Below are 15,386 nucleotides of genomic sequence, written 5' to 3' on the forward strand. Positions count from 1 at the left end.
CGTTCCCCCGCATGGGGAGCGGCGGGACTCGCCCCATTCCGGGACCGCACCCAAGTTGAGTTGTCTCATGGATGTTGCTAGGGTGACCCGTATAACTGAAGACAATGCAATCTTTTTACGCCGTGTATCGAATGCGTTACACCATGCGCCATTCGGTGGGTTAACAAGGCGTGATTGGTGCATGTGGCGTTGCGTCGCATGCATGGAGATACCGGACCGTAAGGAGATGCGATGAAAAAAATCATCGATCTTTGTAAAGAAGTGCCATTGCTGCCGATTGTGATCCTGGCGGCGATTCCCCTGGCGCTCATCCCCTCGTGGCGCCCTTGGGGCCACATTCCTTCCGCATTCGACCCCGGTGTGGGCGAGTGGATCGTGATCCTGCTTGTGGCATGGACCATCTTCACCAGCATCCGTGAAATGGTCAAGAGCCTGCGCGAAGGCCATGTAGGCGTGGACCTGCTGGCGGTCGTGGCGCTTGCCTCCACCGTGGCGGTGCAGCAGTACTGGGCGGCATGGGCCGTTACGCTCATGGTGGCCTCGGGCGACGCCATCGAATCCTACGCGCAGGCCAAGGCGCGCGGCAATCTGACCGCGCTCATCAAAGCCGCTCCCCAACAGGCGCACGTGGTCACTCTGCCTGGTGTGACCGGCGCTGGCACGAGCACCGACTCCGAAGGCTTCCGCGCGGTGCAGCAGGCAATCGCCGACGCGCAGCGCAGCGGCGAGAAGATCGACGCTGGCAGCGGGCACTTCACGACCGTGCCGGTCGACGAGGTGAAGCTCGGCTCCGTACTGCTCGTGCTGCCGGGCGAGATTGTGCCGGTCGACGGTACGCTCCTCTCCGGCTCCGCCACGCTCGACCTGAGCAACATCAACGGCGAGCCGGTGCCACGCACGGTGTTTTCCGGTGCAAAAGTGCTCTCGGGCTCCATCAATGGCTCGACGACGATGATGATCCGCACCACCTCGCTCGCCAAGGATTCGCAGTACCAGCAGATCCTCAAGCTCGTCCAGTCCGCGCAGGATTCGCGCGCGGCCGTCGTGCGCACCGCGGACATGCTCGCGGTGCCGTTCACCATCATCTCGTTCCTCATCGCCGGCATCGCATGGGCGGTCTCCGGCACGCCACTGCGATTCGCCCAGGTGCTTGTGCTCGCCACACCCTGCCCGTTGCTCATCGCGGCGCCGGTCGCGTATGTGGCCGGCACAGGTCGTCTCGCCAAAGCGAGCATCCTCATCAAAGCGCAGGACGTACTTGAGAACCTGGGGCGCGTCACGCACATCTTCTTTGACAAGACCGGCACACTGACCGTCAAACAGCCGCGCGTGGTGGGCGTGCAGAAGGCGAAGGATGCTCCTGCGAGCCTCACCGAAGACGAGATCCTGCTCATGGCCGGTGTGATCGAAAGCTACTCCGTGCACGTACTCGCCAAAGGCATCACCGAAGCGGGCAAAGAGGCGATGGAGCGTCTGCACCGCGTGCCGAAGAGCGCGCGCATCGGCCACCGCAATCCGCGCACTGCCGCTGGTGAACTGCCCGATCCAATCGAAAACTACCCTGTGGTGGGCAATATCGTGGAAGACGCGGGCAAAGGCGTCTCCGGCACCGTGGACGGCCACCCGGTGTGCGTGGGCCGCTTCGCCTACGTGATGGGCGAACAGATTGCCTCGGCCACCGCGCACAACGCGCAGGAGGCCGAAGCCAACGAAAAGGAGATGGAGCGCGAGGACCACAAGGCGGCGCAGCTGTGGCCCACGCAACTCGAGCCCGACGAGATGGCCACGTACATCGCCATCGACGGCAAGCTCGCGGCCCGCATCGTGCTGCGCGATGTGCCGCGAGCCAATGCGCGCAAGTCCATCGACAAGCTCCACGAGCTCGGTATCGACGACCTGACTATGGTCACCGGCGACAAGAAGGCCTCGGCGATGATCATCGCGAACGAAGTCGGCATCACCGACGTGCGCTATGAGCTGTTGCCCGAAGACAAGGTGAACGCGGTGCGCGAAGCCTCCGAAGAAGCGGCGAAGGGCAAGGACCCGTGGTGGGACCGCGCCATGACCAAGCTGCTCGGCGAATCCATGCACCGTCCGGTCACGATGATGGTCGGCGACGGTGTGAACGATGCGCCGGTGCTCGCCGTGGCGGACATCGGCATGGCCATGACCGACGGCACTTCGACCGCCGCGTCGGAATCCGCACAGGTCGTCATCATGAACGACGACATCGCGTGCGTGCCGCGGGCCATCTCCATTGCGCGCCGCACCAAGCGCATCATGCTGCAGGCGGTGTGCGTGGGTCTTGCGCTCGCGATTGTAGGCATGGTGTGCGCGGCGTTCAACCTGATTCCGGTGGTTGTGGGCGCGTTCCTGCAGGAGGGCATCGACGTTGTGTCGATCCTGTGGGCGCTCACCGCCCTGTTCGACAGGGACTAAGCCGCTGCCTCCGGATTGCGTTTTCGCTGTTTTCGGCGGTGTTTTCGCCGTTTTGGTCACTTTTTAGCTTGATAAGTGACCAAAACAGCGAAAACACTGACCAAAACAGCGAATTCATAGGGGGTGGAGCATAGGTATGTCGGCAATGGATGGGAAGAAGCGAGAGAGCGCTCAGAAGGGGAGCGCGCGCGGTTGCGGGAGGCGCGGCACACCTGCCTGCTCCAGCTTGGCGATGAGCCGCTCAGGCTGGTACACGTCTTCGGCAAAGCAATGCACAATCTTCGTCACATGCTGGGCGAGCAGCGTCTGATCGCGCGACGCCTGCCGGGTGATGTTCTCTTGCAGCGCATGCCGGGTCATCGTCGGATCCTGGTATTTGCGTAGCCCGTCATATTCGAGCACGATCATGCGTCCATCGTCGGTGCGCCACAGGAAGTCGACGCGGAGTGGATAGTCCGGGTGGTCGAAGTTCTCGAACTCGCACTGCAATTCGGGAATCGCGAATCCCGCGCGGATGATCGTCGCGTACACCAGTGATTCGCCGCCATTCTCCGCAAGCGGATTCGCGTAGGTCAGCACGCTTTCGATGCGCGCATGGTCCATGCGCCGACCGGCGCAGTACGCGCGCAGCTCACTTTCCGTCAGCCCATGGCCCAGCACATGGTTGATGATCTCCATCGACGATTCGAATGTGCCGAGCATCACGGCGTCCACCACCGTACGCGGCAGGGACGTGGCGCGCACGCCATTGACGACGACCGGCTCATCACCGCACACGAATATCCTGCGCAGTGGTTGCCGCGAACCACGCACAGGCATGGCCGTGGCAGGAGCATTGCGGCATGTGCTGTAGCGTTTTCCGCCGTATGGGTTGCTGCTGGTGTGCGCGCTGGCGATGGTGATCAGTCCTTCATGCATGGACCACGGGTGCGGCAGCCCATGCGCCTCCACCGCGGATTCGCCGGCGGCCGTCCAATCGTGGTTGAGCTGGAGCGCGCGCAGTATATGGAGGTGGCGCTCGCAACCGCTCATCGTCTGCCATGGTTCGGCGGGGCAGTACAGGTTGATGTATGGGCTGACCATCAGTCCCTGCCGGCACATGCGCTGCAACCCGCGTTGCACAGGGCGCGTTGTGCCGACGACGCACCGCTGCTCCGCGGCCGCCTGCCGTATCAGGGAGTCGATTTGCACTCTGGTCGTTCTGCTCATGCGGGTACGCTACTGCACCCGCCGCGGCGGGGCCAGCCCACACGCCCGCTGTGGTCGGACGCCCCGTGCGCCTGCGCAAATGTGGATAGCGCGCGCTGTTTTCGCTGTTTGTGTCAGTGTTTTCGCTGTTTTGGTGGCTAATCAAGCCAAAATGTGACCAAAACAGCGAAAACGCTGGCAGGGACGGCGAAAACACCGCCGAAAACAGCGAAAACAGCGAAAACAGACTGCCGCACACCCCTCTTCCATCGTTCGCCCTCGTCGACTACTCTAGAGTTCCGTGACTCAAGATTCTGAACTTCGTATTGCTGTAATCGGCGCGGGCCCCGCCGGCGTCTACTCTTCCGACATTTTCCTGCGCCAGCTCGCCAAGCTCGGCGACGAACTGGGCCTGGGCACCAACGCGCGCATCGACCTGTTCGAAAAGCTGCCGGTGCCGTTTGGTCTGGTGCGCTACGGCGTGGCCCCTGACCACCCGTCGATCAAGTTCATCGCGTCGGCGCTCGAAAAGACGCTCGACAATCCGAACATCCACCTGTACTGCGACGTGGAGTTCGGCAAGGACGTGACGCTCGAGGACCTGCTCGAACGCTATGACGCCGTGCTCTTCGCGACCGGCGCGATCAAAGACAAGCCGCTGCGCATCCCGGGCGCCGACCTCGAGGGCGTGTACGGCGCAGCAAAGTTCGTCGAGTGGTACGACGGCTACCCGACGGGCGTGCGCGAATGGCCGCTCGAAGCCGAGGAAGTCGCCGTGATCGGCGGCGGCAACGTGGCGATGGACGTGGCGCGCGAACTCATGCGCAACGCCGACGACCTCAAGGCCCGCACCGACATTCCCGACAACGTGTATGAGGGCATTGCGCGCAACAAGGCGAAGGTCCTGCACCTGTTCATCCGCCGTGGCGTGGCGCAGGCGAAGTTCTCGGTGCAGGAGCTGCGTGAAATGGAGAAACTGCCCGGCGTGCAGCTCATCATCGACGAAGACGACTTCGAACTCGACGACGACACGATCGAGGAGGCAGGCAAAGACAAGCTGACCCGCCAGATGGTCGAGGAACTGTTCGCGATCCGCGAGATGGCCGAGGATATGGAAGACGATGGTGACATCGACTTCGAAGGCAACCCAGCCGACCGCAAATACTATGTGCACTTCAACAGCGCGCCGACCGAGATACTCGGCGAAGACGGCAAGGTCGTGGGCATCCGCGTCGAGCGCACCGAAACAGGTGCCGACGGCGTGATGCACCGCACTGGCGAATTCACCGACTACCCGGTGCAGGCCGTTTACCATGCGATCGGCTACCAGCCGGAATCCGTACCGGGCATCGCCTACGACGAACGCGGCGCGCATCTGGCCAACGCGAATGGCGACGGCCGCATCACCGTGGACCACGAGACGCCCGACGTGCGCGAGCGCCTCTACGCCACCGGCTGGGCCAAGCGCGGCCCGGTGGGCCTGATCGGCTCCACGAAGTCGGACGCCCTGCTCATCGTGACGAACATGCTTGAGGATCTGTCCGCGGCGAAGGAGCGTGCGCAGCTCGCCGCCGACCGCGACCCCGAATCGATCGACCGCCTGCTCGCCGAGCGCGGCATCAAGCCGATCGATTTCGCCGGCTGGAAGCGCATCGACGCGTATGAACGCGCGGAAGGCGCGAAGGAGGGCCGCGAGCACAAGAAGGTGATCGACCCCGAGCAGTTCCGCAAGCTCGCGCACGACATCGCGGACTGATTCTTCGCGCCCGTTGCCTATAGTTGTCTCGAGAGTTTTGTCATCCAGGTAGTCATGGGAACGGGTGCGGGAAGATGCATCGAAGTGAGCGGTCGGCGCAGGGGCGTAACAACATTCCTCCAATGACCGATGCGCAGCTCGACAACGCCATCGTGCGGCATACGCAATCGGCTTCGCGGTGGAAGACCGTGTTCCTCAGCGCCCTGCTCGTGACGGCGTTTTCCGCTGCGAGCATGGGTGTGGCGGTGCATCAGACCACTGCATCGGCGGCGGCGCCGTCCGCATCGGCCACCGCGACCATGCAGTCGCAGGCCCAGCCGACCGTCTCGCCTTCGCCGACCCCCACGATCACGCCCACGCCCACGCTCGCGCAGGTTGTGCCGGCGGCGTTCGCCAATCTCAACCAGCTGGACGGCACGTCGACACTCGCATCCGCGGGCGTGGAGCTCAACGAGATGCAACGCTCGCAGCTCATGGAGCGCATCGAGGACTTCCGCGCGCAGGGTTATCAGGCGTCGTTCGTGGTCGTCGACATGCGCACCGGCGCCGCCATCGCGTCGTACGGCGGCACGCCCATGTACACGGCGTCGTCGATCAAGGCGCCGTACATCGTCTCGCTCGCGCAGACCGGCGCAGTCGACATCAATGCCGTCGCCACGTCCGCGACCGCCGGCGCGGCCGGGCTCAACCGGCTCATCACGCAGACGCTGCAGGTCTCGGACAACGACACGTACGAGGCGCTGTACAAGCGGTTCGGCGCGGCGCCCACCATGCAGTGGCTCGCGGGCACCGGCGCGACCACGGGTCTCAATGGGTATTACGGCGACGTCACCGCCATCGACCTGGCGCGCATGTGGGTCAACAGCTACGACTACCTGTTCGGTGCTCCGGCGGACGCGGCGGATGTGCAGGGGCGCGCATGGCTCGCGCAGCAGATGCGCGGTTCGCTCAACTCGTCGATCGCCGCAGTGCACGGCGAGAGCGAGGTCGTCGCGTCGAAGGCCGGCTGGATCTACGGTGAAGGCAATCTGTACGCGTACAATGACGCGGGCATTGTGATCCCGGCCGGTTCCATGCAGCTGAGCGGAAAGCCGCAGGGCTATGTGCTCGCCATGCTCACGAACGCGTGCGCGCGCGACGACTTGCTCACCGCGCTCGCGCAGACCGTCGACGACGCCATGCGCGCCGCGTGAACGCGCGACCCTTGCCGTAGACTGGGGCTATGAACGGGAAAACGCAACTGCACAATCATTACAATGGGCTGAAAACCGCGCTGCTCTTTGCAATCATGTGGGCGATCATCATGATCATCTGGTGGGCCACAGGCGCGAGCGTCAACACGCTCGGGTACTACGTGCTTATCGGATTGGGCACGACGTTCGTCTCGTATTGGTTCTCCGACAAGCTCGCGATCGCGTCGATGCACGCGCAACCGGTGACCGAACAGCAGGCGCCGGAACTCTACCGCATTGTGCGCGAGCTGTCGCAGAAGGCGGGCAAGCCGATGCCGCGCATCTATGTCGCGCCGACGGCCACGCCGAACGCGTTCGCGACCGGCCGCAACGAGCGGCATGCGGCGGTCTGCTGTACGCAGGGCATTCTGCGAATCCTGGACGAGCGCGAGATCCGCGGCGTGCTCGGGCATGAGCTGATGCACGTGTACAACCACGACATCCGCACGTCGGCGATTGCGGGCGCGATGGCCACGGTCATCTCGTATTTGGGCTATTCGCTCATGTACTTCGGCAATTCCACGCGCTCGAACCGCGATTCGGACAACGGCGCCGGCGTGTTGGGCGCAGTCGGCGCAATGCTGAGCGTCATTCTCGCGCCGATTGCGGCGTCGCTCATCCAGATGGCGATTTCTCGCACACGCGAATATGACGCGGACGAAGACGGCAGTGTGCTCACAGGCGATCCGTTGGCGCTCGCCTCGGCGCTGTACAAAATCGAGAACGGTGTGGCAGCGAGCCCGATGCCACCGACCGCGACCGACCGCTCCGTGGCGGCGATGATGATCGAATCGCCGTTCTCCGCGCAGGGGATTTCCAAGATGTTCTCCACGCATCCACCGACTTCGGACCGCATCGCGCGCCTGCAGCAGATGGCGGCGGCGATGGGTGCGCCGGGTGTGAACGCGGGCATGACGACCGGCGAAGTCGGCCCGGGCTATGCGCAGCCGTATTCGCAGACCGGCTACCGGCGGTAGTGCTGGGTCAGTGCGTGTGGTACGCTATCTTCTTGTGACTGCGCGAGCGGTCGCTTGCGGATGTAGTTCATCGGTAGAACGAAAGCTTCCCAAGCTTTAGAGGCGGGTTCGACTCCCGTCATCCGCTCCACTCGAAAACGGCTGATTTCCAACGATTTCAGCCGTTTTGCTTTGCTGGAATGAGTTAAAAGGTACCAAAACGGTACCAGACACCTGAAGATGAAGTGCCCTTGACGTCTTCGCGAGCATCGTTTTTTGCGTTTTTCTTCGCGGCATGTCGCCGTCGGGAATGGAATACCGTAGCGATTCGCGACGGTATGGGGGCACCCTCACATGCCGGCTTTTCTGGCGATCGTCTCGGTGAGGTCGAACAACATGGTGATGTCCGCGAGGCGGCGTGTGCTGGTCTTGTAGGGGCGTCCGGTCACGGTGATGTAGCGGCCCTGCGAGTACGCTTCGATGTTCATACCGCCCTCGCGCACCTTCAGGCCCTTGCGCGGCTCACACAAGCCCCAGATGTGCAGGCCGTCGCCGCTGGGGCTGATCTCGATGAACGTGTCACCGGCGATGGCGACGAACTGGCGCGCCCACTCGGCCAAGTGGTTGCGCTTGTCGTAGCAGTGGTCAAGGTCGATGCACGCGAAGCCGTCGCCCAATACGAAGCCCATACCAACGCCGGCGTGTGAACTCTCGGCTATCTCGTAGTCAGTCCACGTCGCGGGGTCGGTGCTCGAGGCGGGCAGGCCGTCCGGCTGTATGGGCATCTTCGTGATCTTGCCGCTTCGCTCTATGGGCTTCCAGCGCACCCAGCGGGTTTCCATGAGCATCTGCCATGGTGGCGTCTTCAAGCCCTCACGGCGGGCGCGTTGCCTGCATGTCGCGTCGCAGTACTGGCGAGCCCTCCCGCGTCCCTCGTTGGTGGGTATGATCTTGCCGCAGTGTTCGCAGTGGTTCATGCCAACATTATATAACGTGACAGAGCTTAACTCAAAGGTATATCAACGTTTCTCTTAAAACGTTACAGAGCTAAAGAGATGGTGTGGCCCAGACCTTCCAGCGTGGCCGCGAAACAAGGAACCACCCCCAGAGGCGCAAAAACGGCCCGTGAAAACGCGAACACGGGCCGGCGTATCAAAACCGGCCCGTGCCGAAAAAACAAGACTGGGGCGTACGCATGATCTTTCCTGCTATCCCGCGGTTCTAGTGAGGCCTTTTCGGGAGTCCACCCCCAGCCCGGTACGGTCTCCGCCACGGTCAGCGTTCATGGTTTCACTTGCCTTTCTTCATCTCGAGCGCGAACGTTCGCGTTCTTCGCGCGCGACTGCCGTCGCATGAAATGTTCGCTTCGGTTTGCCTTTGAATCGTTCGCTTGCCTTCGTCTCGCTTTCCTGTTCGCTGTCGACGCTTCGCTTCAGTGCTAGTTATTCGCGGTGGCGCCGACCTTGATCTTCACGATTCGGTTCGGTCGTGTCACGCCGAAGCCGAAACGGAACGTGACGCGCACGCCGGTCGCATCGTTGCTGAAGAACGCATCTTCGGACACCGCGAGCTCGATGTTTCCATGAGAGCAAAGAATCTGCGTGGTGTCAAGCACAAGGGCGGTGCCTGCCGCCGCCTGCCCATTGAGTACCACCGGCAGGCCGAACAGTACAGGCGTGGCGCTGTTGGCGACGTCGGCACCGATGAACGCGCGCCCGTTCTTGTCCTTGAGCTTGAGCAGATACGCCCAAGAATCGAAGCCCATGACGATCGTTGAAGGCGTGCCGCCGTTCTGGCTGCATGTGGCGATCGCGTCGATGAACGGGTCTAGGGAATCGGTCAGCGTGCCGCCGTCCGCCAAGCCGGTGAGGTTGGCCAATCCGGTGGTGCCCACCGTCCCCTCGGCGGGTGCCGCTTCGGACAGGAACGCCCTATCGGCCTTCTTGATGATGCTGTTCTGAAGGCTCTTGCTCAGCAGGCCCGGCACGCCATCGTTGCCGTATGCCTCGTTCGACGCTACGGTGACGATGGCGATCTTCTTGGTCGGCACGATAAGTTCGCTCACCTGCGGGGCCTTCGCCTCGATCTTGGCGCCTTCCTTGTAGTAGTCCGCGTCCGCGTCGTCGCTCACATAGGCGATGCGCGCCGTCTGGCTGTCGCCCTTGATGACGCCCGCGTTCTGGGCAAGCGTGAAGATCAGCGCGTCCGGGATCGCCTGCACCGGCTCGATGCTGGTCACATCAGGAAACAGGCCCTTGTTTTCTGTGGTGTTGAAGGTCATTGCTTTCACTCTTTCAGTCGTGTGCCGCAACGCCCCAAGGTGCGGAAGAAAAGGGAACGCCCACGGCACTATCTTGTTTGGGTAAGACAGTTCGCCGCAGGCGTTCTGACAGGCAACCCGCAGGGTTGCTTCATGCCTTCCAGCATACCACGGGCGCTGTGTTACCGGCGCATCTTGTCAGCCAACGCCTTCGCTATCGGGTTCGCTGTCGTGGGGCGTGTGGGGTCGATGCCGCCGGTCGGGGTTCGCCGTAGCGGGTTCAGCCTCTCGCGTGTCTGCATGTAGGGGTGCGCCTCGAGTTCCGTTTCGATGATCTGCGAGGCGAGCCGCCCCAGTTGCTCCAACCGGCCCGACGTGCTCTCGACATCGAACGCGGCCATGAACGCCTGTTCAAGCTCCGGGTCGGCGGCGAGCACACCGCCCAAACGGTCGGACAGTTCCGCAAGCGCGGTCTTGTCCATTTTCCGTGCGGCGTCCGTGGCACCCAGCACGCTTGCCATGATGTCCATGCGCATGGCCTGCACCTGTTCGTCATGCCGCTTCGCCGTCTCACTGGCCTGTTCGCGTAGTTCCTGCACGGAAGCCGTGGACGCGTCCCGTTCGCCCGTGATCGTCTCCAATTGCTTTTCAAGCTCCCGCACCCGCAGCCGGTAGCGTTTCGCCTCCTCGCTCACCTTCGCAAGACGCGGGTTGTTCGCCTCGCTGTGCGCCTCCTGTTCGGGGGTTGCGTCGGCCGGTGTGGGTTCAGTGGTGGTGGGTTCTTCGTTGGTCATTGCTCCTCGTTTCCTGTGATGGTCAGTGCCGCGTCACGGTATCCTTTGGCTAACTGGTATGCGCGTGCGCATTGTGGGCAGGTCAGATACTGGCCGGGTATCTCCAGCCCGATCTGTTCGTTGAGCAAGTCACTGGCCGCGCCCGTGCAGTCACGGTGCACCGTCCTGCCGCACAGCGTCTCATAGCTCAACGTGTCCGCGATACGCGCGACACAATGGAAGACAAGCGGCTCGCTGTTCATTGTTCGCCTCCTTTGAATGATCGTCCGGCTCTGGCTTCTTCCCTTCTCCAGCAGGCTTCTACGAACTTGACTGCGGTGGCTTCGTTGGGCGCGTACATATCGAAGGCCTGTAGATAGAGCGCTACCGAACATATGTTGCATCTGCATATCTGCTCGTCTATGGCAGGTCTTCGTGCATGCCGTATTTCTTCTTGAGTGACTTGTTCGCCGCAGAGGGTGACAAACTCGCCTTTACGGACGATGTGCACTACAAGCGGCTTCTTCGATTTTCTCGCTGTGGCGCCTTTGGCCTCTTGTTTTGCTATGGTCGTCATTGCTGTTGATTTCCTTTCTCTCGTCACGATCTGTGGCGGGGGTTGTTCTTTATGGCCTTGCCTAGTCGAGGTTGAGCGCGTCGTAGATCGCGGCTAGGCGACGGTGTAGCAGCTCGTTCTCGGCGCGTAGTTCGCGAGCGCGGCGTTTGGCCCGTTGGTGGGTGCGCCTGTTGCGCTTATGATGCCGCTTCGTTTTTGGCGATGGTTCATCGTCGCTGGGGCGGCTGTATATGGGCTTCTGTGCGGTCATGGGTGTTATTCCTTTCTTGGGTTAGTCGAATAGTGGGGGTTGTATCCAGCGAGCGCGTGTGCGGCCCGGTGGCGGTTCGTTATCGGGTTCGGTAGCGTCGTGGTCTGCGAGCGCCGGTGCTGGTGACGTATTCCCGGTAGTGTCGATCTGCGCGCAGGTCTTAGCGAGTTCGCACAGCGGGCATGACACCCAAGACAACGTGTTTAATTCTTCTGGTTTATAGGCGTGGTGCGTCTTGCTCACATGTTTTTTATTGCATAAACAAATACCGTTTTTTACTGTGTGCATGTTCAATGTGATGGTCTGCATGGCTGTCTCCTGTTCTGGGTGTCCCCACCGCGGTGTTAAACCTGTTAAACTGTTAAACCTGTTACTGCTGCTTGGGCTCTCGTGTTAAACCTGTTTGTAAAACCTCTGGCCCGGTTGTTAAACCGCCCTTGTGTGGTTTAACAAGGTTTTACATGTCGGTATAACATGCAATCCCAGTCGGCAGTAGGCGGTTTAACGGTTTAACATGGTTTTACATTCGCTCGGCGTCGATAAGTTGGTGCGGGTAGTCGTCATAGATGTTGTCGAGGTACACGACTGCGCTTGAGCCTTTTAATAAACACTCTATTATTCTCTCTTCCTTTTTGAGATTCTCTATAGTCGGCGTAGCGCGTCGGGCATCACGGGCGAGCCTGCGCTGGAGGTCGGCGCGCGTCAAGCCCTGATAGATGCGGCCGTCAAGCCTGATCTGTTCGCCGTGCTTGTCGAGGGCGTTGAGAACGCGGTTGCGTATGCGGTCGTCCCGGCGTTCGGCCACACTGTCCTTCGCCTTCTCTCGGGTGTCCACCTTGTCGGCCTCCACGCGCACCTGCTCGCTATGGCACTTGTCCAGCAGCCACGCGCGCACCCGGTCGGACGTGTCCATGACGCACAACGCGAGCGCCCAATCGTCCATGTTGACCGCGGTGCGCCCGTCCATGATCGCGTACAACGCAGCCACGCGCCCCACATTCTCACCGCGGTGCCCGTCCACGTCGTCCACAAGCCCTGCGGTGCCCTTGCGTTGCAGGCGAAGCACATACCGTCGCGCCTGCGGTGGAAACACGATCTTCTTGGGGAACTGACCATCGGGCAATTGCACGTCCGGCCATGGCTCCACCGGGGCGGGCATATCCTCGTCCAGCCGATCGGCCATGCTCTCGTCGGTCGTGTAGAAGTAGAGGAACCTGCCCGTAAGCCCGGTTTCGATGCCGGCAGTGAACATCGTCGCGTTAGCGGGTTGCACACCCAGCACGCCGGCAAGACGGTACTGGCCGGCGCCAACGGTGAGGTTGATCTCTTCGTTCTTCGTGTTCAAGCCCAGCGTCTCACCGCTGTATGCCTTGATGATCTGGGTGATGATGGTGTTGCCCGGGCGTGAGCACACCTGATTGAGTTCGGAACATTCCGTGCACACCATGAGCGCCCGGTCTGTTTTCTGCTTGGTGGCCCACTCGCCGTCCTCTTTGGCCCGTGTTACGAACGCAGCGGGAAACGCTTCACCCGATGCGGGGTTGAACTCTTTGACCTTGCCTGTCATGTCAGGCAAGAGGCGGCAGGCTGTGCCGATGGCACGCGACTTTCCGCCGCCGGAACAGCCCGACAGGTTCACAAACACGTTCAACGGCATGAGCACGTCGCGGCCGGTAAGATCAGCCTTCACGTTCGCGGGGATACGGCTGGAGATGACCGCGAGCATGGCGGCGAACAGCGCTTCACGGCTCATGCCCATATGCGCCGCCTTCTGTGCTATATGCCGCGTCCACGGGCGCGCGTCGTAGAAGTCATCGGGCAGATGCAGCAAGGCTTCGCGCCTTGCCTGTCCTGCCAGTTCGTCCAGTTCGTCCATGTAGGCGTCTACGTCTAACGTGGACTTGGTTCCATTGATCGTTACTGCCATCGGTGTTCCTTCCGTTCCTGTTCAAGCAGTTCGCGTTGTGTTTCGGTCAGGTACTCCCATACCCATGGCAAGGGCTTGCCTGAAGCGTCGCGGGGGATTCCATCGCCCCGGTAGGTGAGTTCGTCGGGGGTGAAGCGCACGATCGGTGATGCCGCGAGCGCCGGGCTCATGGTTGCCATGGCTCACAGTCCCGTCAATGCGTCGTCTATCATGGCGAGCGCCATGTCATCGGTCTTGATACGCGCGTTCGCGAGGTACGCGGCCTCGTGGCTGTTGCCCACCGGGTGCTCGTTGTGCTCGCGCAAGCGTGCGATCTTCGCGCGCAGGCGGGTCAGGCGGTGTCGTTTGGCGTCCTTGTCGCCCTCACGATCGTGTTCGCTTCCGATTGCCTCGCGTTGCATGATCTGCATGACGCGCAACAGTTCGCCGGTTTCGGCCAATGGGTTCATGTCGGCTTCGCAGACGCGCGAGATGGCCGCGTGCAATCGGCCCGTGAGCGTCTCGAGCATGAGGCGCAATACTGTCGTGGTGCTCATAATCGTGCCTCCCCTTAGATGTCCTTGAGTTCCATGAGGACCATGGCCGCCAGTACGCGGCGCAGGGCGTAGCTTTGTCCGCACGCCTCGTTGTATGCGTACAGGTTGGGTGCCTTCTTCATGTCCGCGAGCTTGTTCGCTTCCTCGATCTCGGATTCCACGAATTGCTTGAGTTCTTCCCAGTTGCCCATCTCATCTCACCTCTTCGCCGCGCGCTTGCGGGTACGCGCTTCATGTGTTCCCTTGTCGGGCGCGTACACCACATGTTCGGGATTCTCGAGCCGTTCATCGTCGGGGCGAACGATCTCCACGCGCCCCTCGTTTACCCAAGCGTCAACGTCGCGCTTGCGGTAGAGCATCGTGCGCGGGGTCGGGCGGGTGAAGCTGGGGCCTTGCCTACGGTGGCGCATCATGGCGAGCGCCTGAACGCTCATGCCCGTGTACGCGGCAACCTCCTCGGGCGTCATCAGCAGATCGTCTGGATTTACGGCGGTGGATAGCTTCGCCTGAAGCGTGTTCCACACCACGAGCAGCGACGCCGCCACGTCCTTCACTTGAGCGGTCATTTTCAATTCCTTTCAGTTTTGCAAGTTTGCATGTCTGTGATTCCGAGCGTAGCACAGTTATGCAAGTTCGCAAAACTGTTTTCTTGCGTGTTGTCGATGTGGTATACGATTTCACTTATGCAAATAGGTGAAATTGTGGGAGCGTGGCTATCTAACTACCGTGCAGAAAAGAAACTGACATTAGAACAGATCGCAGATGCCTCACAGCGGTATGGAAGTGGCTGGGCGGCCTCAACGGTGAGCCGCATGGAAAAAGGAAGCAGCAAGGGTGATTCATTAACAGCGCTGATAATCTTGCTGGCCACGCTCAACGATCTAGTAGATGACGCCGAACTCAAGCTAGAAAGCATTCTTGAGGATTACATAGGAACCGTTGAATTGTCCGATAGCTACGCGACTTCCTATGAAAACCTCGAGAAGATACTGGAAGGCGAAAAAGTGTCGTTCACCTATTCATCGGGCGAGAAGTTGGAGCATGACATCAAAAAAGTTGCTGAATATGTGGGCAAGGATTACGATTTCGTGCTTCAGGCTACATCAATACACTTCAGCACACATGAGTACATAGCACCGAAAGACACCCCTGTATTCAACCCCTCGTCTATGCACAAGAATCATTACGTCGTATCGAATCATTACCCCACAGCGGCGGAACAGAGGCTTGAAACGCGACTTCGTGATGCAAACGAAGACCTTTTCGGAACGCCGACGAAAGTATGGGTAGACAACAGCTCGCGAGAACTCGGGCTAGCGGTGGCGGCGATCTGTGACGTGCTGTACGGGCATAGTCTCGATGAAGAGGCCGCGAAGCGTGCCGGTGAGGGTGCGACACCGCAGAAACGCGGGAGGGTGACGCGCGTATTGGCAGATGAAATACTGGATTACATGCGCAAGGTGGCCGCGAAGCTGGAGGATTGACGGGAGGT

At 61.2% G+C, this 15,386-nt stretch carries 18 protein-coding genes and 1 tRNA gene; 6 read left to right on the forward strand and 13 right to left on the reverse strand.

Annotated features, from left to right (window positions below; translation table 11 throughout):
* Positions 1 to 231: 231 nt before the first annotated feature.
* Entirely contained in the window at positions 232 to 2,439 is a 2,208-nt protein-coding gene (locus PG2093B_RS00420; RefSeq protein WP_129896659.1) for a heavy metal translocating P-type ATPase, read from the forward strand.
* 171 nt (positions 2,440 to 2,610) lie between these two features.
* Here the strand turns inward: PG2093B_RS00420 and PG2093B_RS00425 are convergent, their stop codons facing one another.
* Positions 2,611 to 3,648: a hypothetical protein gene (locus PG2093B_RS00425; protein WP_129896660.1), complete on the reverse strand. Its 1,038-nt coding sequence runs from the start codon at positions 3,646 to 3,648 to the stop codon at positions 2,611 to 2,613.
* Positions 3,649 to 3,928: 280 nt separating this feature from the next.
* On the opposite strand from PG2093B_RS00425, the gene PG2093B_RS00430 reads away from it, so the two are divergent.
* The 4 genes from PG2093B_RS00430 (at position 3,929) to PG2093B_RS00445 (ending at position 7,722) form a co-directional block, all read left to right on the forward strand.
* Positions 3,929 to 5,383 (forward strand): FAD-dependent oxidoreductase, encoded by a 1,455-nt coding sequence (locus PG2093B_RS00430; protein WP_129896661.1) that lies wholly within the window; start codon positions 3,929 to 3,931, stop codon positions 5,381 to 5,383.
* Between the two features lie 122 nt (positions 5,384 to 5,505).
* Entirely contained in the window at positions 5,506 to 6,576 is a 1,071-nt protein-coding gene (locus PG2093B_RS08910) for a serine hydrolase (RefSeq protein WP_165369656.1), read from the forward strand.
* Between the two features lie 29 nt (positions 6,577 to 6,605).
* Positions 6,606 to 7,592 carry a zinc metalloprotease HtpX gene (gene htpX / locus PG2093B_RS00440; protein ID WP_165369657.1) on the forward strand — a complete coding sequence of 329 codons (987 nt, stop codon included), beginning with the start codon at positions 6,606 to 6,608 and terminating at the stop codon, positions 7,590 to 7,592.
* A gap of 56 nt (positions 7,593 to 7,648) precedes the next feature.
* A tRNA-Gly gene (locus tag PG2093B_RS00445) sits at positions 7,649 to 7,722 on the forward strand.
* A 199-nt stretch (positions 7,723 to 7,921) separates the two neighbouring features.
* On the opposite strand, the gene PG2093B_RS00450 is transcribed toward PG2093B_RS00445, so the two are convergent.
* From PG2093B_RS00450 to PG2093B_RS00500, 12 genes are all read right to left on the reverse strand, one after another.
* Positions 7,922 to 8,548 (reverse strand): hypothetical protein, encoded by a 627-nt coding sequence (locus tag PG2093B_RS00450; RefSeq protein ID WP_129896662.1) that lies wholly within the window; start codon positions 8,546 to 8,548, stop codon positions 7,922 to 7,924.
* 461 nt (positions 8,549 to 9,009) lie between these two features.
* Positions 9,010 to 9,852, reverse strand: coding sequence for a phage major capsid protein (locus PG2093B_RS00455; RefSeq protein WP_054320941.1), 843 nt, complete (start codon positions 9,850 to 9,852; stop codon positions 9,010 to 9,012).
* A gap of 161 nt (positions 9,853 to 10,013) precedes the next feature.
* The gene (locus tag PG2093B_RS00460; RefSeq protein ID WP_054320942.1) at positions 10,014 to 10,625 is read right to left on the reverse strand and encodes a hypothetical protein; all 612 of its coding nucleotides are present in this window, start codon (positions 10,623 to 10,625) and stop codon (positions 10,014 to 10,016) included.
* Entirely contained in the window at positions 10,622 to 10,867 is a 246-nt protein-coding gene (locus PG2093B_RS00465; RefSeq protein ID WP_129896663.1) for a hypothetical protein, read from the reverse strand. The genes PG2093B_RS00460 and PG2093B_RS00465 overlap by 4 nt, the downstream gene beginning before the upstream one ends.
* The gene (locus PG2093B_RS00470; protein WP_129896664.1) at positions 10,864 to 11,181 is read right to left on the reverse strand and encodes a hypothetical protein; all 318 of its coding nucleotides are present in this window, start codon (positions 11,179 to 11,181) and stop codon (positions 10,864 to 10,866) included. The genes PG2093B_RS00465 and PG2093B_RS00470 overlap by 4 nt, the downstream gene beginning before the upstream one ends.
* 61 nt (positions 11,182 to 11,242) lie before the next feature.
* Positions 11,243 to 11,431 (reverse strand): hypothetical protein, encoded by a 189-nt coding sequence (locus PG2093B_RS00475; RefSeq protein ID WP_054320945.1) that lies wholly within the window; start codon positions 11,429 to 11,431, stop codon positions 11,243 to 11,245.
* Positions 11,432 to 11,452: 21 nt separating this feature from the next.
* On the reverse strand, positions 11,453 to 11,740 hold the full coding sequence (locus PG2093B_RS00480) for a hypothetical protein (RefSeq protein ID WP_129896665.1): 288 nt from the start codon (positions 11,738 to 11,740) through the stop codon (positions 11,453 to 11,455).
* A 211-nt stretch (positions 11,741 to 11,951) separates the two neighbouring features.
* Entirely contained in the window at positions 11,952 to 13,358 is a 1,407-nt protein-coding gene (locus tag PG2093B_RS00485; RefSeq protein WP_129896666.1) for a hypothetical protein, read from the reverse strand.
* Positions 13,349 to 13,537, reverse strand: a complete 189-nt coding sequence (locus PG2093B_RS00490) for a hypothetical protein (RefSeq protein WP_054320948.1) — start codon at positions 13,535 to 13,537, stop codon at positions 13,349 to 13,351. Before PG2093B_RS00490 ends, PG2093B_RS00485 begins: the two co-directional genes overlap by 10 nt.
* Positions 13,538 to 13,540: 3 nt before the next feature.
* The gene (locus PG2093B_RS00495; RefSeq protein ID WP_129896667.1) at positions 13,541 to 13,894 is read right to left on the reverse strand and encodes a hypothetical protein; all 354 of its coding nucleotides are present in this window, start codon (positions 13,892 to 13,894) and stop codon (positions 13,541 to 13,543) included.
* A 14-nt stretch (positions 13,895 to 13,908) separates the two neighbouring features.
* The gene (locus PG2093B_RS08915; protein ID WP_165369658.1) at positions 13,909 to 14,085 is read right to left on the reverse strand and encodes a hypothetical protein; all 177 of its coding nucleotides are present in this window, start codon (positions 14,083 to 14,085) and stop codon (positions 13,909 to 13,911) included.
* Positions 14,086 to 14,091: 6 nt separating this feature from the next.
* Positions 14,092 to 14,460: a helix-turn-helix transcriptional regulator gene (locus tag PG2093B_RS00500; protein ID WP_207214986.1), complete on the reverse strand. Its 369-nt coding sequence runs from the start codon at positions 14,458 to 14,460 to the stop codon at positions 14,092 to 14,094.
* Between the two features lie 117 nt (positions 14,461 to 14,577).
* Here PG2093B_RS00500 and PG2093B_RS00505 point away from each other — a divergent pair, with 117 nt between their 5' ends.
* Positions 14,578 to 15,378 carry a helix-turn-helix domain-containing protein gene (locus PG2093B_RS00505; RefSeq protein WP_129896668.1) on the forward strand — a complete coding sequence of 267 codons (801 nt, stop codon included), beginning with the start codon at positions 14,578 to 14,580 and terminating at the stop codon, positions 15,376 to 15,378.
* Positions 15,379 to 15,386: the final 8 nt, after the last annotated feature.

The organism is Bifidobacterium pseudolongum subsp. globosum (assembly GCF_004155535.1).
Classification (GTDB): Bacteria; Actinomycetota; Actinomycetes; order Actinomycetales; family Bifidobacteriaceae; genus Bifidobacterium; species Bifidobacterium pseudolongum_C.